Here is a 21633-nt window from a genome sequence, read left to right as displayed (position 1 = left end):
CCCATACGCGCGGCTCACGCTCTGCCTATCAAAACAGGGAGAGCCCCATGAACCGCAGCCTGCTTTTCAAACTTGGCGCCATTGCGCTGCTGATTCTGTTGTTACTGATTCCGTTGCTGATGATCAACGGCATCATCAGCGACCGCCAGCAACTGCGCGATGGCGTGTTGATGGACATCGCCCGCAGCTCCAGCTACAGCCAGCGCCTCACCGGGCCGGTGATGGTGGTGCCGTACCGCAAGACCGTGCGCGAGTGGAAACTCAATGAAAAGCTCAACAAACGCTACGAGCAAACCCGTGAAGAGCGCGGTCGTCTGTATTTCCTGCCGGACCGCTTTGAGCTCGACGGCAAGGTGCAAACCGAACTGCGCGCACGGGGCATCTACCAGGCGCGACTGTTCCATGCCGATAACCGTATCAGCGGGCATTTTGAGCTGCCTGCGCAGTTGGGCATCACCGAGGACTTTGCCGATTACCGCTTTGAACCGGCGTTTCTGGCGGTGGGTATCAGCGATATTCGCGGGATCGAAAACGCGCTGAAGCTGGAGCTGGGCAGCCAGCGTCTGGCGTTCTCGCCGGGCACTCAAGTGGATTGGCTGGGGGAGGGCGTGCACGTAATGCTGCCCGAGCAGGACAGCAAAAAACCGGCCGTGGTGGACTTCGCGTTCGACCTGCGCCTGCAGGGCACCGAACAGCTGCAAGTCGTCCCGGTGGGCAAGACCAGCCAGGTCACACTCGCCTCTAACTGGCCGCACCCGAGCTTTATCGGCAACTTCCTCCCGGCCCAACGAGACGTCACCGATAAAGGCTTCACCGCCAACTGGCAGACCTCGTTTTTTTCCACCAACCTCGAGCAAGCCCTGCAAACCTGCCTGGACCGGCAGGGCTGTGAAGACTTCACCAACCGCAGCTTCGGCGTAAACTTCATCGACCCGGTCGACCAATACCTCAAGAGCGACCGCGCGATCAAATACGCGCTGCTGTTTATCGCCCTGACGTTTGCCGGCTTCTTCCTCTTCGAAGTGCTCAAGAACCTGGCTGTGCACCCGATTCAATACGCATTGGTGGGTGTTGCCCTGGCGTTCTTCTACCTGCTGCTGTTGTCGTTGTCCGAGCACCTGGGGTTTGCGCTGGCGTATGTGATATCCGCCAGTGCCTGTGTGCTGTTGATTGGTTTCTACGTGTGCCATGTGCTGCGCAGCGTCACCCACGGCCTGGGGTTTTCGGCGGGGCTGGCGGCGTTGTATGGCTTGTTGTACGGGTTGCTGAGTGCCGAGGATTACGCGCTGCTGATGGGCTCGCTGTTGCTGTTCGGCCTGCTCGGCACGGTGATGGTGCTGACGCGCAAACTCGACTGGTATGGCGTGGGCAAGCGCAAAGCGAGCGAGCCTCTGCAGTTTGATCTGGAGGCCGTGCAATGATCGGGTTGCGTGAGGATCAGCGGGTGGGCGCGCAGCTGGCGGCAAGAATCGTCATATTCCTCAACGCCACCACCTTCCAATGTGGGAGCGGGTTTGCCTGCGAAAGCGCTGGGTCACCAACAGGTGCACTGAATGACACGCCGCAATCGCAGGCCAGCCTGCTCCTACAATGGAGGGGCATGAATGTCACACCGGTGGCTGGGTCTGCAGCATCGAAGGCCGCTGGCTGACCTCGGCGTACCAGGCGGCAAGCTTGGGGTTAGCGTCGCGCCATTGCAGGTCGGGGTGGCGGAAGTCGAGGTAACCCAGGGCGCACGCCACACTGATGGACGCGATGTCGAAGTGGCTGGCCAGCTCGGCAATTGCATCGGACTCAAGCTCGACGAGGGTGCGGCGGATCTTGTTGCGCTGTTCTTCCAGCCACTGGTCCCAGTGTTTTTCCGGCGGGCGCAAGGCCGTCTCGTAACGCACCAGCACGGCGGCATCCATCATGCCGTCGGCCATCGAGGCCAGGGTCAGGCGCCGCCAGCGTGCCGAACCGTCGCGGGGTATCAGCGGGTTGCCGACATGCTGATAGTCAAGGTAGTCGAGGATCACCCGGCTGTCGTGCAACACCGTGCCGTCGGCGAGGCGCAGGGCCGGGATTTTGCCCACGGGGTTGTCGTGCACCAATTGCGCATCCGGCTGGACCGGTGTCGGCATGCAACCTTGCAGGGCCACACGGTCCTGCTGACCGGTCTCGGCCAGCAGCACGCGGACTTTGCGAACGAACGGTGACGCGGGGTTGTGGAACAAGGTCATGCTGGGCACGGACATGGGCATTCCTCTGAATGGGCAGTGGCTAGCCTAGAGGGTTGCGCCGTGGCTGGCGAGGGGGTTTTGGGGTGTTTTTGAGGGCCTCATCGCCGGCAAGCCCGCTTCCACATTTTGAATTGTGAACGCAGCCCAAGGTGGGCGCTGGCTTGCCGGCGATGGCGCCCTCAGCCGCGCCGCTTACACAAGGCCCAAACACCCATGACAGCGGGAATCCCCAAGCCGACCCAACTGAGCGAATCCCACAGCCCATCGCCCAGCAACGCGGCAAACAACCCGGCTGCGCTGAGCACGCCAATCCCCAGCGGAATAGCAAACACCTTCCAGAAATTCGACTGACGCGGCTTCATGCCCTGGCCGCCTTGCGCCGCACGATCCACAGGTAAACGCCGCTGCCCAGCACGATGATGGTCAACACATCCAGCACCGCCCACAGGGTCTTCATCGGCAGGCCGCCATAGTCACCAAAGTGCAAGGGCTGGGACATGCCCATGGCGTCCATGTACCACGGCCGTTCGGCAATGGCGGTGACGGCCAGGGTGCTCGCGTCGATCAACACCGGCGTGAGCAAGTGCGAGGTCAGATGGGTGCTGCCTTTCATGAACACGGCGTAATGATGCTCACTGGAAAAGCGCGTACCGGGGAAGGCGATAAAGTCCGGCTGCATGCCGGGCGCGGCCTTGGCCGCAATGCTCAGCAGCTCGGTGGCCGGTGCGCGTTGTGTCAGCGGCGGCGCGTTTTTGTAGGGCTCGATCATCGCGCTGAGGCTGTCCTGGCGCCAGGCGGCGATGATCAGGTCGGCGCAGGCGCTGATCACGCCGGTCACGCCCACCACCAGCGCCCAGGTCAGCGTGACCACGCCAATCAGGTTATGCAGGTCGAGCCAGCGCAGGCGGGTGGATTTGTCCTGGCGAACGGTGGCGAACTTCAAGCGGCGCATAAACGGCAGGTACAGCACCGTGCCCGAGACAATCGCCAGCACAAACAGAATACCCATGAACGCCAGCAGCAACTTGCCCGGCAGGCCGGCAAACATATCCACATGCAGGCGCAGCAGGAACAGCGTCAGCCCGCCGTTGGCCGCCGGGGTTTCCACGGCGTCGCCAGTGCGCGCATCGAGCATGAAGGTGTGAGACGAGTTGGGTTCGGTGCCGGCCGTGGCGGCCATGATCGCAATCACGCCGTTCTGGTCGTCGGCGTCCCACGCCAGGTATTGCATGGCCTCACCCGGTCGATGAGCCTGGGCCTTGGCCACCAGTTGCTCAAGGTTCAGGTGTGGCGTGTCGGCGGGCATCTGCGCCAGTTCAGGCTCGTTGCCCAGCAGGTGGTCGATCTCGTGGTGAAACACCAGCGGCAGGCCGGTGAGGGCGAGCAGCAGCAGGAAGACGGTGCAGATCAGGCTCGTCCAGGTGTGGATGAAGGACCAGCGGCGGATGGTTTTGCTTTTCATTTTTTTGCCTTCAGACACACCCAAGCCGCCCCGGAGGACGGCCTGATTATTAACTCAGCTGATTACCACTGGTAGGTGGCGCTGGCGACTACGCTGCGCTGGTCGCCGAAGTAGCAGTAGTTGCCATCGCAGGTGGACAGGTAATCTTTGTTGAACAGGTTGGTGGCGTTCAATTTAACCGACGCGCCTTTGAGGCTGTTATCCAGACGGCCCAAGTCGTAGTGCACCGAACCATCGAACACGGTGTAGGCGTTGGCCTTACCCAACCAGGTGTTGGCCTGATCGCCATAGGTGTTGCCGGTGTAGCGGGCACCCAAGCCAATCCCGAAACCGTCAAGTACGCCGCTGTGCCAGGTGTAGTCAGTCCACAGCGAGGCTTGCTGGTTTGGCATCAATGTCAGGCGGTTACCTGTGTAAAGGCCTTTTTGTACTTCGGATTTTGCCAAGGTGTAGGCGGCGATGACCTTGAGGTTCTCGGTCACGTCAGACACTGCTTCCAGCTCCAGGCCCTTGACCTTCACTTCGCCGGTCTGGCTGTTGATTTGCTGGCCCCCTGCGCCGAGGGTGGTCACCTGCACATTTTTTTGGGTGAGGTCGTAAACCGCCGCACTCAGCAGCGTGTTGGAACCTGGCGGCTGATATTTGACCCCCATTTCCCATTGCTTGCCTTCGGTCGGTTTAAACGTCTTGAGCGCGGTTGTATCGGCGTTGCTCGCGGGTTGGAAGGACTCGGCGTAGGACAGGTACGGTACGAAGCCCGAGTCGAACACATAGCTCAGCGCCGCATTGCCACTGAAGTGTTTGATGCGGTCGGTGTTGGTCGCATCGTTGTCGTTGAAATAGGTGGTGCCCTGGTGCACCCAGTCTTCACGCCCACCCAAGGTCAGGCGCCACTTGTCCAGGGCCATCTGGTCCTGCACGTAGAGACCGGTTTGTACGGTTTTCTGGTTGTAGTCGTAGAACGGTCGGACATCCGTCGGGCGTACAGTCGGCTGAGTGTTGATCGGGTTGAAGATGTTGATACTCGATGCCGTGCCGTATAGGGCGCGGTACGAGGTGTCGGTACGCTGGTGATCGAGGCCGAGCAGTACTGTATGGCGGATGTCGCCGCTGGCGAAGTCGGCTTGGAAATGGTTGTCCACCGCGAACTGGCCAATGCTTTCGTCAACGTTGGTGGTAGACCGGCTGATATTGCCCGCCGCATCAGCCGGGGAAAACGCATAGGAGCCTACGGTCAGTTGCTGGAAGTCCAGCTCCGATTTGGTGTAACGCAGGTTCTGTTTGAACTGCCAGGTATCGTTGAAACGGTGTTCGAACGCATAGCCCAACGCGTAGTAAGTACGGTCGTAGAACTCGTAATCCGGATCGCCGAGGTTCTTGTGGTGGGAAACCTTGCCCAGTGGTGATTTGATCTTGGTGCCCTGAATGGGCATGAACTGGCTGGTAGTGCCGGTATCGTCACGGGTGAACTGCGAGAGCAGTGTCAGCTTGGTATCCGGGTCGATGTTCCAGGTCAGGCTGGGCGCGATGTTGTAGCGCTTGTTGTCGATATGGTCGACCTGAGTGCCGGCATCGCGTACCACGCCACTGATGCCATACAGGAACTGCCCTTCATCATCGACCTTGCCGGTACTGGCGAAGTTGATCTGGCGGTAGTTGTCACTGCCGTACTGCACTTGGATGGCGTTGCTCGATTCAGCGCTGGGACGGCGGCTGACCATGTCCAGCAGGCCGCCCGGTGGTGTCTGGCCGTAGATCGACGAGGCAGGGCCGCGCAGCAGGGCGAGGCGGTCCAGGTTCCAGGTTTCGGCTTTCGGGTTGGCGTACACACCGCGTGGCAGTGGCAGGCCGTCGAGGAATTGCGTGGGCTCGAAGCCGCGCACGCGCATCCAGTCGTAGCGGGTGTCGCTGCCGTAACTGGACGATACGATGCCGGGCATGTATTTGACGGCGTCATCGAGGTTCTGGACGTTGCGATCCTGCATCTGTTCGCGGGTGGCAATGGAGATCGAGCGCGGTGCTTCGACCAGTGCCGTGTCGGTCTTGGTGCCGGCAGCGGTGCGCGTTGCCAGATAGCCTGTCACCGGGCCCCAGGCACTTTCAGTGTCGCCTTGCCCAATGATGCTGGTCTCCGGCAACGCCACAACGCCTTCCGGAATTACCACCAGCGTAAACGTCCCGGCGCTGCTCTGTTCCAACTGCAGCCCTGTCCCACGCAAGGCCTCACGCAGCGCGCCTTGCGCATCGTACTGGCCCTTCACCGGTGCCGAGGTTTTGCCCGACGCCAGCGCCGGGTTAAGGGTCAGCGCCAGGCCCGCCTGGCTGGCGATCTGGTTCAGGGTGCTGGCCAGCGGCGCGGCGGGCAGGTTGTAGGCGTGCACGTTCGAGGCCTGTTCAGCGGCGATCAGCGAGGTGCTAGTCAGCGGCGTGCTGAGGGCAATGGCCACGGCTAACAGGCTGGGGCGCAACAGGGTGTCTAGCGTGCGGGACATGGGGCGGCTCCTGAATGGAAATATTTCTCAATTGCCTATGTGCCGAGCGAGATTCGAAAAGTGATAGGGCTGAGCGAAGATATTTTTTGAGTCGGGTATTTGAAGCGTTTTTCAGGGCCGCGCAAGCTACAGCCCATGCACCGCATAACCTAAGGCTTGGCGGTAACGGTCACCCACCACGGCGTGCGCTGCTCGATCTGCACCGGCAAGGTCGGCAGCAGGGCGTTCAGCGCCAGGGTGGTGTCATGCAGCGGGAAGCTGCCGGTGATGCGCAGGTCGGCCACGGTGTTATTCACGCCCAGGTAGCCGGTGCGATAGCGGCTGAGCTCCTCGACCACGTCGCCCAGGCGGGCGTTGTCGACCACCAGCATGCCGCGTGTCCAGGCGTCGGTGGCGGGCGTGACGGCCAGCACGGGGCCGAGACTGTCGCTGCGCATCAGCACTTGCTGGCCTTCGCTGAAAATCTGTTCGTGATGCAGTGCCTGTGGCTGAGCAGCCACCGCTGACTGCAGCACGCTCAGGCGCGTGGCGTCGTCTTCGCGCTTGACGATAAACCGCGTGCCCAGCGCCCGCAGGCTGCCATCGCGGGTTTGTACATAGAAGGGGCGCGCATCGTTGTGGCCGGTTTCGACCAGCATCTCGCCTTCCTGCAACACGATCAGCCGGCGTTTTTCATCGAAGCGCACGTCGATGGCGCTGTGGGTGTTGAGGTTGATCAGCGTGCCATCCGCGAGTTTCAGCGTGCGCTGCTCGCCGGTGGCCGTGCGCTGGTCGGCCAGCCAATAGTGGATCGGCACGTAGCGCTCACCGGCAAACACCACCAGGCCGCACACCAGCGCGATACTTGCCAGGCCGCGGCCAAGTTTGCGCACGCGCTGGCGCAGGCTCTCGCGAGACTGCACCAACGCCGCCCGCGCCGGGCCCGACGCCCTGCTGAAACGCTGGTCGAGCATGCCCAACTGGCGCCAGGCGCGCGCATGTTCTTCATCGCCGGCCAGCCATTTGGCGAACTCTTCCTGCGCCACCAGGCTGCCGTCGCCCGAGTCGAGGGACAGTTGCCAGGCAATTGCCGCGTCCAGCACGCGGGCCGAGACCGGTTTGGAGCTGATCACGGGCACGCCGGCTCGCCATACAGCGCGACGTAGCACTGGCGAATGCCCTGGGCCAGGTACTGACGCACGCGAGGCACCGACACACCGAGACGCCGGGCGATTTCGGCGTGGCCCAGGCCGTCGAGGCGGTTATAGAGGAAGGCGGCGCGGGCCTTGCTCGACAGTTTGGCGAGCAGGTGGTCGATGGCCTTGAGGTCTTCGAGGATCAATTGCTGTTCTTCGGGCGACGGCTGTTCGCTTTCCGGGAGCAGCATCAGCTCGCTGAGGTAAGCCTGTTCCAGGGCTGCGCGGCGAAAGTAGTCGAACAGCAGCCCTTTGGCGATCGACACCAGGAACGCCCGTGGCTCGCGCGGTTCGCGCAACTCTTCACGGCCCAGCAGGCGCATGAACGTGTCCTGGCTCAAGTCTTCGGCGCGGCTCGGGCAGGCCACGTTGCGGCGCAGCCACGCCAACAGCCAGCCACGATGGTCGCGGTATAACGCGCCAACAAGCTCACTGTGTGGGGTCTGGACCGACGACAAGGCATCACCGAATAAACAAGAGGTTTAAACTAACGAGAATTATTCGCGATTGTGTCAGAGGCAGGGAGTGGGCGCAATTGGCGTCTGTCGGGCGGTGCCACTAAAACGCTGGCGCTTGTTTGCGGCGTTTCCATTGGCTCAGGCGCTCTTGCAGCGCTTGAGGGCTGGCGATTGCTTGCTGCTGTGCGCGGTTAAACAGGATGAGCATCAGCTCAGCCGTGGCCAGTGCATCGGCGCTGGCGTGATGGCGTTCGCCCACTTGCAGCTTGAAGTGGTTGATCCAGTCGTCGAGGCCGGCTTCGCGGATATTCGCTTCGGGGCACAGCAGTGGGGCGATGTCTGCAACATCGAGAAACGGATGGCTCAGCCGATAGCCCAAGCTGTCCTTGAGTGCACGGCACAGCATGTGTTGATCGAACGGTGCATGAAACGCCAGCATCGGGCTGTCGCCGACAAACGCCATGAAATCCAGCAGGGCTTCGACCGGGTCGCTGCCGGCAGCGATGGCACTGGGGCCGAGGCCGTGGATCAATACACTGGGGCTGAGTTTTGTTTCGGCACGTTGCAGGGTGCGCTCGAACATTTGCGAGAAGTCCACCGCGCCGTCCTCGATGACCACGGCACCGATGGACAGTACCTGGTCTCGGTTGAGGTTCAGGCCGCTGGTTTCCAGGTCGACCACTACCCAGCGCTGGCTGCGCAGAGAGCCAGTCCCCAACCCCACAGGTTTGGGCAGTTGCGCCAGGCGCAGTTGCTGGGTTGCGTCCAGCCCGGGCTTTTTTGTCCGTAGCCAACTGAACAGGCTCACAGCTGGTACCGAAAGGTCAGGCTGCTTTGCAGGCGCTGGGCCTGACGCAGGGATTCACGCAAGATGCGCCGATCCAGGTGGTTGAGACTGTCAGGGTCGACACGGTTGGAATAGGCCTGGTTCTCGCGGCTTTGCAACTGGTGCTGCTGCATGCGGGTTTGCTGGATAAAGTGATAGGCCTCTTCGTATGCCGCGCCGTCGAGTGGCTCAATGACTTCCTTGTCCACCAACTGGCGCAGGCGCTCCAGGGTATTGATGGCGTGGACGCCGTTGGCCAGGGCGAGTAGGCGAGCACCGTCCACAAACGGCGTTAGGCCCTGCACCTTAAGATCGAGTGTGGCTTTTTCGCCACCTTTGCGCGTCAGCACAAAATCGCGGAAACGCCCTACCGGCGGGCGTTGGCGCAAGGCGTTCTCGGCCAGCATGCGTTGGAACAGCCGGTTATCCGCGACTTGATCCAGAATGCCCTGGCGCAATTGCTCACAGCCCTGTTCGTCGCCCCACACCACGCGCAAGTCAAAATAGATGCTTGAGCCCAGCAGGTTCTCCGGCGTCGCCTCGCGAATAAACGCACCGAAGCGCCGCGCCCACTCGGCCCGCGACAGGCACAGTTCGGGGTTACCGGCCATGATATTGCCCTTGCACAAACTGAAGCCGCACAGCGCCAGGCTCTGGTTGATCTGCTGCGCCAGGGGCAACAAGCGGCCGCGAATCGCTGCGGCTTCGGCGGCGTCCTTGGCATCGAACAGAATGCCGTTGTCCTGATCGGTAAACAGTGTCTGCTCGCGACGGCCTTCGCTGCCGAAACACAGCCAACTGAACGGCACGCCGGGGTCGCCTTTGTCGGCCAGCGTCAGCTCGATCACCCGGCACACGGTGTGGTCGTTGAGCAAGGTAATGATGTGCGTGATCTGGGTGGACGACGCGCCGTGGGCGAGCATGCGTTCCACCAGTTGGCCGATTTCACCGCGTATCGCCACCAGGTTTTCGACCCGGGGCGCATTGCGGATGGTGCGGGCCAAGTGCACCAGGTCAACCCGTTGCAGGGAAAACAGGTCGCGTTCGGACACCACGCCACACAGGCGCTGGTCTTTCACCAGGCACACATGGGCGATATGCCGCTCGGTCATGGCGATGGCGGCGTCGAAGGCGCTGTGGTCCGGGCTGAGGAAGAACGGCGCCTGGGTCATATGGCCGTCAATCGCCTGATTGAAATCACTGGTGCCGTCGGCAACCACCTGGCGCAGGTCGCGCAGGGTGAATATCCCCAAGGGCGCCTTGTGCTCGTCGACGATCACGATGCTGCCCACTTGTTGCTCGTGCATCAGCGTCACCGCCTCGCGCAGCGGCGTGTCCGGGCTGCAGGTGACCGGATGGCGCATGGCCAATTCGCCAAGACGAGTGTTCAGCGAGTACTGGGTGCCGAGGGTCTCTACGGCTTTTTGCTGCACCTGCTGGTTGACCTGGTCCAGCAAGCTGCTGACACCGCGCAGGGCGAAATCGCGAAACGCACTGGAGAGGGCGAACAGCTTGATAAACGCCGGCTTGTTCAGTTGCAGGCAAAACGTATCTTCGGCGGCCTTGTGCTCGGTGCGCGTCGCCCGTTCGCCCAGCAGTGCGGCAAGAGGGAAGCACTCACCGGTGGTGATTTCGAAGGTGGTTTCGGCCGCTTCCTGATTTAACTGCGGGCGTTCGCCGACGACGCGGCCTTGCTTGACGATATAAAAATGCTCCACCGGCCCGCCCGATGGCTTGAGGATGCTCTCGCCAGGGCCATAGAAACGCAGTTGGCACTGTTCCACCAGAAACGCCAAGTGGGCGTTTTCCATCTGGTTGAACGGGGGAAAGCGTTGCAGGAATTGCAGGGTGCCGTGGATGTTCTGCAACACGGCGGTTTTTCCCGCCTGGGTGAAAGCATCAGCTTTACTCATAAGAGTGACCGCAGTTTCTTGTCGTTATCGTCCTTTATGGTCAGCCCCCGTGCTCCGGGTGCCCATTGGACGTAAGTCTAGTTCGCGGGAAAACGATTCACGACTAGGGAAAAACCTTAGATGGCTAGTGTTAAAACCCGGTAGAACGCCCACTAGGCAAACTTTCCGACGAAGTGCACATTGTTCGCCCTTCCGCAGATGTCTGACGAGTGTGCTGGGAGATTGAATAGAACTGCTGAGAAACGTATGTCCGACCACGATATTTTGAGTGATGCCGAGCGCGAGGCGCTGAGCGCCGTGATGCTGGAGCCTGATTTACCGCCACAACGGGTGTTGATTGTCGATGACGACAAAGACGCGCGTGAATTGCTGGCGGAGATCTTGGGGCTGGACGGCATTCGCTGCATGACCGCTGACAATGGTGAGACGGCATGGGATTTGTTGGAGTCCAGCAGCTCCATCGGTTTACTGATCACCGACCTGCGCATGGCACCGAGCAATGGCCTGGAACTGATCCAGCAAGTGCGCAGCTCTGCCCGAGCAGCGCTGCCGATCATCATCATGTCGGGGGACGCAGACGCGCGCGACGTCATCGATGCCATGCACATGAGTGTGGTGGACTTCATGCTCAAGCCGATCGACAGCGTCAAGCTGGCGAAGATGGTGAAGCGTGAGTTGGGGATGGCTTCTTGAGTATCTGTTGACCGTGCAGGTGTCTTCGCGAGCAAGCCCGCTCCCACATTTGAGCGCATGCCTCCTGTAGAAATGCCGTCGAGTGTGGGAGCGGGTTTGCTCGCCAAAGCGTCACAACCACCACACTACCCAATGAAAAGGCCCTGATCTCGCGATCAGGGCCTTTTCATTTACAAGCCGTTCTTGGCCTTGAACTCCCGACGCCGACGGTGCAACACCGGCTCGGTATAACCATTGGGTTGCTGGGCCCCTTCAATCACCAATTCCACCGCTGCCTGGAACGCGATGTTGCTGTCGAAGTCCGGGGCCAGAGGGCGATACAGCGCGTCACCGGCATTCTGACGGTCGACCACCGGCGCCATGCGCTTGAGGCTTTCCATCACTTGGGCTTCGTTGACAACGCCGTGGCGCAGCCAGTTGGCGATGTGCTGGCTGGAGATCCGCAGCGTAGCGCGGTCTTCCATCAGGCCGACGTCGTTGATGTCCGGCACTTTCGAACAGCCCACGCCCTGATCGATCCAACGCACCACATAGCCAAGGATGCCCTGGGCGTTGTTGTCCAGCTCATTCCGGATTTCTTCGTCGGACCAATCGGAATTGCTGGCCAGAGGAATGGTCAGGATATCGTCCAGCGACGCACGCTCGCGCTTGGCCAGTTCGGCCTGGCGCGCGAACACGTCGACCTTGTGATAGTGCAGCGCGTGCAGTGCAGCCGCCGTTGGCGATGGCACCCAGGCGGTGTTGGCGCCGGCCATAGGGTGAGCGATTTTCTGTTCGAGCATCGCCGCCATCAAGTCGGGCATTGCCCACATACCTTTACCGATCTGCGCACGCCCTTGCAGGCCGGTGCTCAGGCCGATATCGACGTTCCAGTTCTCGTAGGCGCCGATCCATTTTTCCGCCTTCATGGCGGCCTTGCGCACCATCGCGCCGGCTTCCATGGAGGTATGGATCTCGTCGCCGGTGCGGTCGAGGAAGCCGGTGTTGATAAACACCACACGCTCGCTGGCCGCCTTGATGCAGGCCTTGAGGTTGACCGTGGTGCGGCGCTCCTCGTCCATGATCCCGACTTTGAGGGTGTTGCGCGGCAGGTTCAGCACGTCTTCGATGCGGCCGAACAGCTCGTTGGTGAACGCCGCTTCTTCGGGGCCATGCATCTTCGGTTTTACGATGTACACCGAACCGGTACGGCTGTTCTTGCGGCTGCTGTTGCCGTTGAGGCTGTGGATCGCTGCCAGGCTGGTGAGCAGGCCGTCGAGGATACCTTCCGGTACTTCGTTGCCGTCTTTGTCGAGGATCGCGTCGATGGTCATCAAGTGGCCAACGTTGCGCACGAACAGCAGCGAGCGGCCGTGCAGGGTCACGTCCTGGCCATCGACGCCGGTGTAGACACGGTCGGCGTTCATGGTGCGGGTGAAGGTCTTGCCGCCTTTGGCCACTTCTTCGGCAAGGTCGCCTTTCATCAGGCCGAGCCAGTTGCGGTAGATCACCACTTTGTCATCGGCATCGACAGCGGCGACCGAGTCTTCGCAGTCCATGATGGTGGTCAGCGCGGCTTCCATCAGCACGTCTTTGACGCCGGCGGCGTCGGTCTGGCCGACCGGGGTGCTGGCGTCGACCTGGATTTCGAAGTGCAGGCCGTTGTGCTTCAGCAGGATCGCAATCGGCTGGGCCGCCGGGCCCTGGAAACCGATCAACTGGGCATCGTCGCGCAGGCCGCTGTTGCTGCCGCCCTTGAGGCCGACGACCAGCTTGCCATCAACGATCTTGTAAGCGGTGGAGTCGACGTGGCTGCCGGCAGTCAGCGGCGCGGCTTCGTCGAGGAAGGCACGGGCGAAGGCAATCACCTTGTCGCCACGCACTTTGTTGTAACCCTTGCCCTTTTCGGCGCCGTCGGCTTCGCTGATGGCGTCGGTGCCATACAGCGCGTCATACAGCGAGCCCCAGCGCGCGTTTGAGGCGTTGAGGGCGAAACGGGCGTTCATCACCGGAACCACCAGCTGTGGGCCGGCCATGCGGGCGATTTCGTCATCGACGTTTTGGGTCGAGGCCTGGAAGTCTGCGGCTTCTGGCAGCAGGTATCCGATGTCTTGCAGGAAGGCTTTGTAGGCCACCGGGTCGTGGGCCTGGCCGGCATGGGTTTGGTGCCAGGTGTCGATCCGCGCTTGGAAATCGTCGCGTTTGGCGAGTAGGGCTTTGTTCTTCGGTGCCAGGTCGTGGATGACCTTGTCGGCGCCGGCCCAGAACTGGTCGGCAGTGATGCCGGTACCGGGAATGGCTTCGTTATTCACGAAGTCGAACAGGACTTTGGCGACCTGCAGGCCACCGACTTGAACGTGTTCAGTCATTGCTTGCCTCACTCTGCGGAGCTAATGCGCTTTTCAGCTTTTCAATTTACCAATGAAGCCTCTGGCCATTTAAACCACGAACCCATTCCCAGTACATGCCGTGCAGGCGGCTGGGCGAGAGGGTTGACGCAGTACTTGGGTGCCTTGGCAGACATCGACCTAACGTTATGTAGTGCGCGATTGGGCATACTACATGATGACTTGCGGTTGTGAAAATTAGACTAAATACGTCGTTTAGCGACCCATTTTGGTCATGCGGTCACAGCGGATAACGGGATGTTCTCAAAAAACTATTGGATTGTTCCAGATAAATATAAAAATGGTACACGATTTGTTTTCGAGGGCGCCTGCGTCCACCTTGTAGATTGAATTCAGAGGGCTTCGCCATGGACCATCTTGTACTCACTATTATCGCCGCCGACAAACCCGGCTTGGTTGAACGCATCGCACAGAACATCGCCGCTCACGGCGGCAACTGGCTGGAAAGCCGAATGGCCCACATGGCTGGGCAATTTGCCGGGATCCTGCGGGTCAGCGTTCCCACGCAGAGCCGTCAGGACCTGGTGAATGCGCTGGAGGATTTATCCACCCATGGCATTCGTGTGCTGGTGGGCGAGGGCAGTACCGGGCAGGCGTTGGACGCCAAGCCAATCTTGATGACGCTGGTGGGCAATGACCGTTCGGGGATTGTGCGCGAGATTACCGCGCTGTTGAGCAAGCAGGGCGTCAACCTGGAGCGCTTGAGCACTGATGTGCGTCCGGCCCCGATGAGCGGTGATCCGCTATTCAATGCCGAGGCGCTGTTGCGGGTGCCGTCAACCCTGTCCCTGGAGACGCTGCAGGAATCTTTGGAAACCTTGGCGGATGACTTGATGGTGGAACTGCGCAGCGAGGAATAACGGCCCACAGGGTTATGCATGGAAATCTTGCATGGGCCTGTGGATAACCTGTAGAGACCCGGCGCCAGGCCACGTGCGCCGTGGTTCTCCGTCGGCTGAGCAAAAAACGAGCAGTTTCAACGGCTTGTGCACAAATGGCGGGGATCAGGTTGTGGATAACCTTGGGGTGGATGTCTGCAAGCCATGCACGCTGTGGCTTGCAGAGGTTTGTACGTTATTTGATCAGCGTTTGCGCACGGTCAGCCAGGCATCCAGGCTGTAGACCACCAGGCCGGCCCAGATAAAAGCGAAGGCAATCAGCGTGCTCGGTGCCAGGTGCTCACCGAACAGCAGCACCGCTTCGAGCAGTACCAGCGTCGGCGCGACGTACTGCAAAAAGCCCAGCGCGGTGTAGGGCAAATGCCGCGCAGCGGCGTTGAAACACACCAGCGGGATCAGCGTCACCGGGCCTGCAGCCACCAGCCACCAGGCTTCGGAGGTGCTCCAGAATTCAAGCTGGGCACTGTGGGCCGACGGGTTGAACAGCAACCAGGCCACGGCAATCGGCACCAGCATCCAGGTTTCCACCACCAGCCCCGGCAACGCCTTGACCGGTGCCTGCTTGCGGATCAACCCATAAAAGCCAAAGGTCAGCGCCAGCACCAGCGACACCCACGGCAAACTGCCGACTTGCCACACCTGTTGCGCCACACCCACCGCCGCCAGCCCGACGGCTATCCACTGCAAGCGCCGCAAGCGTTCGCCGAGAATCAGCATGCCCAGCAGCACATTCACCAACGGGTTTATGTAATAACCCAGGCTCGCTTCCAGCATGCGTCCGCTGTTCACCGACCACACATAGGTCAGCCAGTTAGCCGCAATCAACGAGCCACTGAGTGCCAGAATAGCCAGGCGCTTGGGGTTGTCGCGCAGCTCACGGAACCAGCCCGGGTGTTTCCACACCATTAACAGCAAACCGCCGAACAGCGCCGACCACAACACGCGGTGCACGATGATTTCGGCGGCGGGAACACTGGCGATGGCTTTGAAGTAGAGCGGGAACAGGCCCCAGATGACATAGGCACTCAGGCCCAGGATGTAACCCTTGCGGGGGTTGGCGGCGTGCATTGCGGAATCCTTGCTTAGGCAGCTATCAAAGCGCGATTGTAAGGATTTTTGTCCGCAGGTGGGATTGGCTTTTCTGTGGGAACTGGCGTGCCTGTGATGACCTCACCTTGGTGCGACGGATGCACCGAGTTGTTTGCATCGCCGGCAAGCCGGCTCCCACAAGAAGCAGAGCCAGGGTCAGAACAGTTTCAGCGGTTCTTCGTTGAGGGCCGACAGTTGCTCACGCAACGCCAGCACCTGATCACCCCAATACCGCTCGCTGCCGAACCACGGGAAGCTGTGCGGGAACGCCGGGTCATCCCAGCGTCGTGCCAGCCAGGCGCTGTAGTGCATCAGGCGCAAGGCGCGCAGTGGTTCGATGAGTGCCAGTTCGCGGGGGTCGAAGTCGTGGAATTCCTGATAGCCGTCCATCAATTCCGACAGCTGGCCCAGGCATTCCTGACGGTCCCCGGCGAGCATCATCCACAGGTCCTGGACGGCCGGGCCCATGCGGCAGTCATCGAGGTCGACGATATGGAACATTTCATCGCGGCACATCATGTTGCCGGGGTGGCAATCGCCGTGCATGCGGATGTTCTTGTGCGGCGTGGCCTTGTACACCTCTTCCACACGCTTGAGCAGGTCGCGCGCCACGGACTCGTATGCCGGCAGCAGGCTCTTGGGAATGAAATTGCCTTCCAGCAAGGTGTTGAGGGAATCGTGACCGAAGTTCTTCACGCCCAGCGCTTCGCGGTGTTCGAACGGGCGGGTGGAGCCGACCGCATGCAAACGGCCGAGCAACTGCCCCAGGCGATACAGCTGATCGAGATTACCCGGCTCCGGCGCACGGCCACCCCGGCGTGGAAACAGGGTGAAGCGAAAACCGGCGTGTTCGAACAGGCTTTCTCCGTTATGGATCATGGGCGCGACCACCGGCACATCGCATTCGGCCAGTTCGAAGGTGAAGCGGTGTTCTTCGAGGATCGCTTCATTGGTCCAGCGCTGGGGCCGGTAAAACTTGGCGATCAGCGGTTCGGAGTCTTCGATGCCCACCTGATACACACGGTTTTCGTAGCTGTTGAGCGCCAGAACGCGAGCATCGCTGAGAAAACCGATACTTTCGACAGCGTCGAGTACCAGGTCGGGGGTGAGTGTTTCAAACGGATGGGCCATGCAAACTCCTGCGCGCAGCAGGGCGCCGCGTCCGGCTCGGTATGGTAACGCACCCGCGCATAGATAGGTGGTGGCTGTGCGGACGCCTGCACAGGCAAGCCCGTTCCCACAATTGCCCGAGTGCCACCTTTGGAATGCGGTCAATTGTGCGAGCTGGCTTGCTCGCGATGAGGCCCTGTCAGGCGCCGACGACCCCACCGTCATCCCGCCGAATCGCCATCACTGACGAGCGCGGTTTACCGTTGGGCAGATGCTCCGGCCAGGTCGAACCACCGGTTTCCCCCGGGTGCTGAATTCCCACGAACAGGGTCTTCTGATCCGGCGAAAAGCTGATCCCCGTGACCTCACACGCCACCGGCCCGACCATGAAACGACGAATTTCGCCGGTCGTCGGGTCGGCACACAGCATCTGGTTATTGCCCATGCCGGCGAAGTCGCCCGCGTTGCTGTAGTCGCCGTCGGTCAGGATCCACAAGCGCCCGGCCTTGTCGAAACCCAAGCCATCAGGGCTGTTGAACATGTTTTGCGGGTTGATGTTGGCAGAGCCGCCTTTGGGCGTACCGGCATGCACACCCGGGTTGCCGGCCACTACAAACAGGTCCCAGGTGAAGGTCGAGGCGCCGTGGTTATCCGCATCGGCCTTCCAGCGCAGGATCTGGCCGTAGACGTTTTTCGCGCGCGGGTTAGGCCCGCCAACGGGTTGGCCTTCCTCGCCGCGCTTGGCGTTGTTGGTGAGGGTGCAATAGACCTGGCCATCGGTGGGGCTGACCACGATCCATTCCGGGCGGTCCATGCGGGTGGCTTTCACCACGCTGGCGGCCAGGCGCGCATGGATCAGCACTTCGGCCTGGCTGGCGAAACCGCTGCTGGCGTCAATGCCGTTTTTGCCGTGGGTCAGCTCGACCCATTCGCCTTTGCCTTTGGGATGATCGGCATTGCCGTCGCCTGCGTCGAAAATGGCCACGTAGAGCGTGCCGTGGTCGAGCAGGTCCTTGTTGGCTTTCGGGTTGTGATGATTGATCGGGTCGCGGCTGACAAATTTGTAGATGAACTCACCGCGCTCGTCGTCGCCCATGTACACCACGGCACGCCCGTCGCGGGTTTCTGCCAGCGCGGCGTTTTCATGCTTGAAGCGGCCAAGGGCAGTGCGTTTGACCGGCGTGGACTTCGGGTCGAACGGGTCGATTTCCACCACCCAGCCATGTCGGTTGAGCTCATTGGGGTTCTTGGCCATGTCGAAGCGCGGGTCGTGCGGGTGCCAGTTGATCTCTTTGCTGGCGGCCACCACGCCGTAGCGCTTTTGCCCGGCGTCGAAGGCTTGTTGGGGGTTGCTGCTGCCGAAGCAGTCGGTGAAGTTCTCTTCGCACGTCAGATAAGTGCCCCACGGCGTCTTGCCGTTGGCGCAGTTCTGGAAGGTGCCGAGGACTTTTTTGCCGGTTTTGTCGGCGCTGGTTTTCAGCCATTCATGCCCTGCGGCCGGGCCGCTCAGGCGAATCGGCGAGTTGCCGTGGATGCGCCGGTTGTAGCGCGAGTCCTGGACGAACTGCCAAGTGTCGCCCTTGCGCCGCACTTCGATGACCGACACACCTTCGCTGGCCTGGGCCTTGCGCACGTCTTCGGCAGACTGCGGTGCGCCGCCGTGGGCGTAGAGGTAGCGGTAGTTGGTGTATTCGTTGTTGATCGCCATCAGTGCGCGGTTGTCGTCGCCGGGGAAGGCGAACAGGCTCATGCCGTCGTTGTTGTCACCGAATTGCTGCTCCTGGGCCTGGGCGCTGCCGTTGCCGGACGGGTCAAAGGCCGGGCCATGGGTGTGCAGCGGCTGGCCCCAACTGATCAATACCGAGGCGCTGTAGCCGGGCGGCAAGGTGATGGCGTCGCTAGTGGCAGCGGCGATGCTGGCAAAGCCCAGCAATGGGCTGGCGGTCGCGGCATTCACGGCCATTGCGCTGCGCGTCAGCAGGTTGCCGCCCAGGAACATCGCTGCGCCACACAGGGCGCCGGCGCCGATAAAACGCCGGCGGGTGAGGCCGACCATCTGTTCAAGGTCAGTGGCTTGGTTTTCTTCTAATAAGCTCATGTCAGGCTCCCTGCGGTTTTTGCAGACACCTTAAGGAGCAGTCATGACGAAATTGTTGCAGTTTGAAGGCCCGCGCTGTGCGCCTGCCCGCTACACCGGCGTGCCGAGCAACACGTTGCTGGGCGAGAACTGCACCTGGATCGGTTGGCCGTCGGCGGCGTTCAATCCCTTGAGCGCGGCCGGCTGCGCCAGGGCGCACAAAACCTGGCCATTGGGCAGGGCGATACGCACTTCGCTGGGGCCGTCATCGGCGTCGAAAACCGTGTCGATGACACCGCTCAGGCAATTGTGTCCAGGTGTTGCAGCTTGCTCGATGGCGAGTAACTCCAGCCAACCGGCCTTGATCAGGGCCACCACTTCTGTGCCGATCTCAAGTTCCAGCCGCTGCGTGCTGTCGTGGGTGATCTGCGCCTTCAGGCTCAGGCCACCGGACAGTTGCAGACGGATCAAGTCATTGCGGCCGTGGCTCTCAATGCTGCTGACCTGACCATGCAGCTGGTTGCGCGCGCTGGTGCGCAGCATCAAGCGGCCCAGCAGGTTGAAGTCGCTGGCATCTTCGGCCGAACCGAGTACCTGCGCCTGCAGCACTTGCAGGCGCTGATAGAGGCGCAACACGCGCTCACCTTCGGCCGTCAGCCTGGCGCCGCCGCCGCCCTTGCCGCCGACGCTGCGTTCAACCAGCGGCTTTTGCGCCAGGTTATTCAGTTCATCGATGGCGTCCCAGGCCGCCTTGTAACTCAAACCAGCGCTTTTGGCCGCGCGGGTGATCGACCCCTGCTCGGTGATATGCGCCAGCAGGGCGATGCGCTGGGGACGGCGGAGGATGTGTTGGCTGAGGGAGGTCGGCAGAGACATGTGCGCACGCTTGGATAAGGTCAGCCGACGTTGCAGGCGTGGCGCACGGGAGTCAAGTCATGTACCGGGTTTTGGCGTGCGTGCCAGGCAATAGACGTCGACCTGGCGCGCACCGGCTTCCAGCAACAGCCGGGCCACACTGTGGGCGGTGGCGCCGGTGGTGAGTACGTCGTCCACCAGCGCGAAGTGGCGGCCTTGCACGTGGGCGCCGGGCGCCAGTGAAAACGCCGTGAGCAGGTTGCGTTTGCGGGTCTTGGCGTCCAGGGCTTGTTGCGCGACGGTTTCATGGGGGCGTAACAACACCTGTTCATTGTGTGGGAGGTCGAGGTCTTCGCTGAGCCAGCGGGCCAGCATCAAGGCCTGATTGAAACCCCGTTGCCGCAGACGTTTGCGCGCCATGGGCACCGCCAGCAGGCAGTCGGGCCGGGTGAGTTCAGCATTGTCGAAGCGGTGTTGCAGGTGTTGTCCCAATAAACCCGCGAGCAGATGGCCGAGCGGCCAGCGCGACTGGTGTTTGAAGCGGCTGATAAGGGTGTCGACCGGGAAGCTGTAGGTCCAGGGCGCAATCACTCGTTTAAAGGCCGGTGGTTGCTTCTGACATTGGCCGCAGACCAATCCATCCATCGGCAGCGGCAGCGCACAGATGTCGCAGGCGTCCATTAGCCACGGCAGCTCGATTTCGCAGACGTTGCACACGCAATGGCTCGATTCCGTGGCTTCATCGCAGATTAAACACGCCTGGTTGTTTTTTAACCAGATGTAAACCTTGTGTTTGTATTCGGGTTGACAGTGCATGAATCTTCCTTAAATATGCCGAGCATCCGTGTCGTGCCTGTGGGTATTGCCCCTCCCACAGCGAAAGCCCAAGCATAATCAAGGAATCGCCCATGAGCGCCAGCACCACTGCCACCCTGCGTCACGATTGGTCCTTAGCCGAAGTCAAAGCGCTGTTTGTACAGCCCTTCAATGACCTATTGTTCCAGGCGCAGACCGTGCACCGCGCGCATTTCGACGCCAACCGGGTGCAGGTGTCGACCTTGCTGTCGATCAAAACCGGTGCCTGCCCGGAAGATTGCAAATATTGTCCGCAGTCGGGCCACTACAACACTGGCCTGGAAAAAGAAAAGCTGATGGAGGTGCAGAAGGTCCTCGAAGAGGCCGCTCGCGCCAAGGCCATCGGTTCGACCCGCTTCTGCATGGGCGCCGCCTGGAAACACCCATCGGCCAAAGACATGCCGTACGTGCTGGAAATGGTCAAAGGCGTGAAGGCCATGGGCCTGGAAACCTGCATGACCCTCGGGCGTCTCGACCAGGACCAGACGCAAGCCCTGGCGCAGGCCGGCCTCGACTACTACAACCACAACCTCGACACCTCGCCCGAGTTCTACGGCAGCATCATCACCACCCGCACCTACGGCGAGCGTTTGCAAACCCTGGCTTATGTGCGCGATTCCGGGATGAAGATCTGTTCGGGCGGCATCCTCGGCATGGGCGAGTCCCTCGACGACCGCGCCAACTTGCTGATCCAGTTGGCCAACCTGCCGGAGCATCCGGAGTCGGTGCCGATCAACATGCTGGTGAAGGTGGCCGGTACGCCGCTGGAAAACGCTGAAGACATCGACCCATTCGATTTCATCCGCATGTTGGCCGTGGCGCGCATCCTGATGCCGCAATCCCATGTGCGCCTGTCGGCCGGTCGTGAGGCGATGAACGAGCAAATGCAGGCCCTGGCGTTTTTTGCCGGTGCCAATTCGATCTTCTACGGCGACAAATTGCTGACCACCGCCAACCCTCAGGCAGACAAGGACATGCAACTGTTCGGGCGCCTGGGCATCCTGCCGGAAGCCCGCGAAGAGCATGCCGATGAAGTGCATCAGGCGGCGATTGAGCAGGCGCTGGTGGAGCAAAAGAGCAGCGAGCAGTTTTATAACGCTGTTGTTTGATTGAAATGCAC

At 61.2% G+C, this 21633-nt stretch carries 18 protein-coding genes; 4 read left to right on the top strand and 14 right to left on the bottom strand.

All coding sequences use genetic code 11. From position 1 onward, the window contains the following. Window positions 1-47 precede the first annotated feature (47 nt). The gene (gene creD, locus A7D21_RS14505) at window positions 48-1421 is read left to right on the top strand and encodes a cell envelope integrity protein CreD (protein ID WP_053258363.1); all 1374 of its coding nucleotides are present in this window, start codon (window positions 48-50) and stop codon (window positions 1419-1421) included. A 186-nt stretch (window positions 1422-1607) separates the two neighbouring features. On the opposite strand, the gene A7D21_RS14500 is transcribed toward creD, so the two are convergent. The 8 genes from A7D21_RS14500 to A7D21_RS14465 all read right to left on the bottom strand — a co-directional run bounded on the left by A7D21_RS14500 (window position 1608) and on the right by A7D21_RS14465 (window position 10548). Next, the gene (locus A7D21_RS14500) at window positions 1608-2237 is read right to left on the bottom strand and encodes a glutathione S-transferase (protein ID WP_069551990.1); all 630 of its coding nucleotides are present in this window, start codon (window positions 2235-2237) and stop codon (window positions 1608-1610) included. A 164-nt stretch (window positions 2238-2401) separates the two neighbouring features. Further along, window positions 2402-2584 (bottom strand): hypothetical protein, encoded by a 183-nt coding sequence (locus A7D21_RS14495; RefSeq protein ID WP_053258361.1) that lies wholly within the window; start codon window positions 2582-2584, stop codon window positions 2402-2404. Next, window positions 2581-3684, bottom strand: a complete 1104-nt coding sequence (locus A7D21_RS14490; RefSeq protein ID WP_069551989.1) for a PepSY domain-containing protein — start codon at window positions 3682-3684, stop codon at window positions 2581-2583. Before A7D21_RS14490 ends, A7D21_RS14495 begins: the two co-directional genes overlap by 4 nt. Window positions 3685-3746: 62 nt before the next feature. Then, window positions 3747-6176 carry a TonB-dependent siderophore receptor gene (locus tag A7D21_RS14485; RefSeq protein ID WP_069551988.1) on the bottom strand — a complete coding sequence of 810 codons (2430 nt, stop codon included), beginning with the start codon at window positions 6174-6176 and terminating at the stop codon, window positions 3747-3749. A 149-nt stretch (window positions 6177-6325) separates the two neighbouring features. Next, a complete protein-coding gene (locus A7D21_RS14480) occupies window positions 6326-7294 on the bottom strand; it encodes a FecR domain-containing protein (RefSeq protein WP_069551987.1) in 969 nt (322 codons plus the stop codon). Next, window positions 7285-7809 (bottom strand): RNA polymerase sigma factor, encoded by a 525-nt coding sequence (locus A7D21_RS14475; protein ID WP_069551986.1) that lies wholly within the window; start codon window positions 7807-7809, stop codon window positions 7285-7287. The genes A7D21_RS14480 and A7D21_RS14475 overlap by 10 nt, the downstream gene beginning before the upstream one ends. Before the next feature lie 100 nt (window positions 7810-7909). Beyond that, the gene (locus A7D21_RS14470) at window positions 7910-8617 is read right to left on the bottom strand and encodes a PolC-type DNA polymerase III (RefSeq protein ID WP_053258356.1); all 708 of its coding nucleotides are present in this window, start codon (window positions 8615-8617) and stop codon (window positions 7910-7912) included. Further along, window positions 8614-10548 (bottom strand): putative nucleotidyltransferase substrate binding domain-containing protein, encoded by a 1935-nt coding sequence (locus A7D21_RS14465; protein ID WP_053258355.1) that lies wholly within the window; start codon window positions 10546-10548, stop codon window positions 8614-8616. Before A7D21_RS14465 ends, A7D21_RS14470 begins: the two co-directional genes overlap by 4 nt. A 246-nt stretch (window positions 10549-10794) precedes the next feature. Between A7D21_RS14465 and A7D21_RS14460 the strand changes: the two genes are divergently transcribed. Further along, window positions 10795-11241 carry a response regulator gene (locus A7D21_RS14460; RefSeq protein WP_053258354.1) on the top strand — a complete coding sequence of 149 codons (447 nt, stop codon included), beginning with the start codon at window positions 10795-10797 and terminating at the stop codon, window positions 11239-11241. Window positions 11242-11411: 170 nt separating this feature from the next. Here A7D21_RS14460 and A7D21_RS14455 read toward each other — a convergent pair whose 3' ends face one another. Continuing rightward, window positions 11412-13589, bottom strand: coding sequence for a malate synthase G (locus A7D21_RS14455; protein WP_069551985.1), 2178 nt, complete (start codon window positions 13587-13589; stop codon window positions 11412-11414). A gap of 386 nt (window positions 13590-13975) precedes the next feature. On the opposite strand from A7D21_RS14455, the gene A7D21_RS14450 reads away from it, so the two are divergent. Continuing rightward, complete coding sequence (locus A7D21_RS14450) at window positions 13976-14488, top strand: glycine cleavage system protein R (protein WP_053258352.1); 513 nt, start codon at window positions 13976-13978, stop codon at window positions 14486-14488. A gap of 222 nt (window positions 14489-14710) precedes the next feature. On the opposite strand, the gene rarD is transcribed toward A7D21_RS14450, so the two are convergent. The 5 genes from rarD to A7D21_RS14425 form a co-directional block, all read right to left on the bottom strand. Beyond that, complete coding sequence (rarD, locus tag A7D21_RS14445) at window positions 14711-15595, bottom strand: EamA family transporter RarD (RefSeq protein WP_053258351.1); 885 nt, start codon at window positions 15593-15595, stop codon at window positions 14711-14713. Window positions 15596-15772: 177 nt separating this feature from the next. Beyond that, entirely contained in the window at window positions 15773-16747 is a 975-nt protein-coding gene (locus A7D21_RS14440; protein ID WP_015886213.1) for a serine/threonine protein kinase, read from the bottom strand. 178 nt (window positions 16748-16925) lie between these two features. Beyond that, window positions 16926-18824: a PhoX family phosphatase gene (locus A7D21_RS14435; RefSeq protein ID WP_069551984.1), complete on the bottom strand. Its 1899-nt coding sequence runs from the start codon at window positions 18822-18824 to the stop codon at window positions 16926-16928. A 90-nt stretch (window positions 18825-18914) separates the two neighbouring features. Then, on the bottom strand, window positions 18915-19679 hold the full coding sequence (locus tag A7D21_RS14430; RefSeq protein WP_069551983.1) for a TOBE domain-containing protein: 765 nt from the start codon (window positions 19677-19679) through the stop codon (window positions 18915-18917). A 57-nt stretch (window positions 19680-19736) separates the two neighbouring features. Next, complete coding sequence (locus A7D21_RS14425; RefSeq protein ID WP_069551982.1) at window positions 19737-20474, bottom strand: ComF family protein; 738 nt, start codon at window positions 20472-20474, stop codon at window positions 19737-19739. Window positions 20475-20566: 92 nt separating this feature from the next. On the opposite strand from A7D21_RS14425, the gene bioB reads away from it, so the two are divergent. Then, the gene (gene bioB, locus A7D21_RS14420; protein WP_053258347.1) at window positions 20567-21622 is read left to right on the top strand and encodes a biotin synthase BioB; all 1056 of its coding nucleotides are present in this window, start codon (window positions 20567-20569) and stop codon (window positions 21620-21622) included. The last annotated feature ends 11 nt before the right edge of the window (window positions 21623-21633 follow it).

This window comes from Pseudomonas sp. AP19, from assembly GCF_001728855.1.
Taxonomy (GTDB): domain Bacteria; phylum Pseudomonadota; class Gammaproteobacteria; order Pseudomonadales; family Pseudomonadaceae; genus Aquipseudomonas; species Aquipseudomonas fluorescens.
This window is presented reverse-complemented; position numbering and strand designations above follow the sequence as displayed.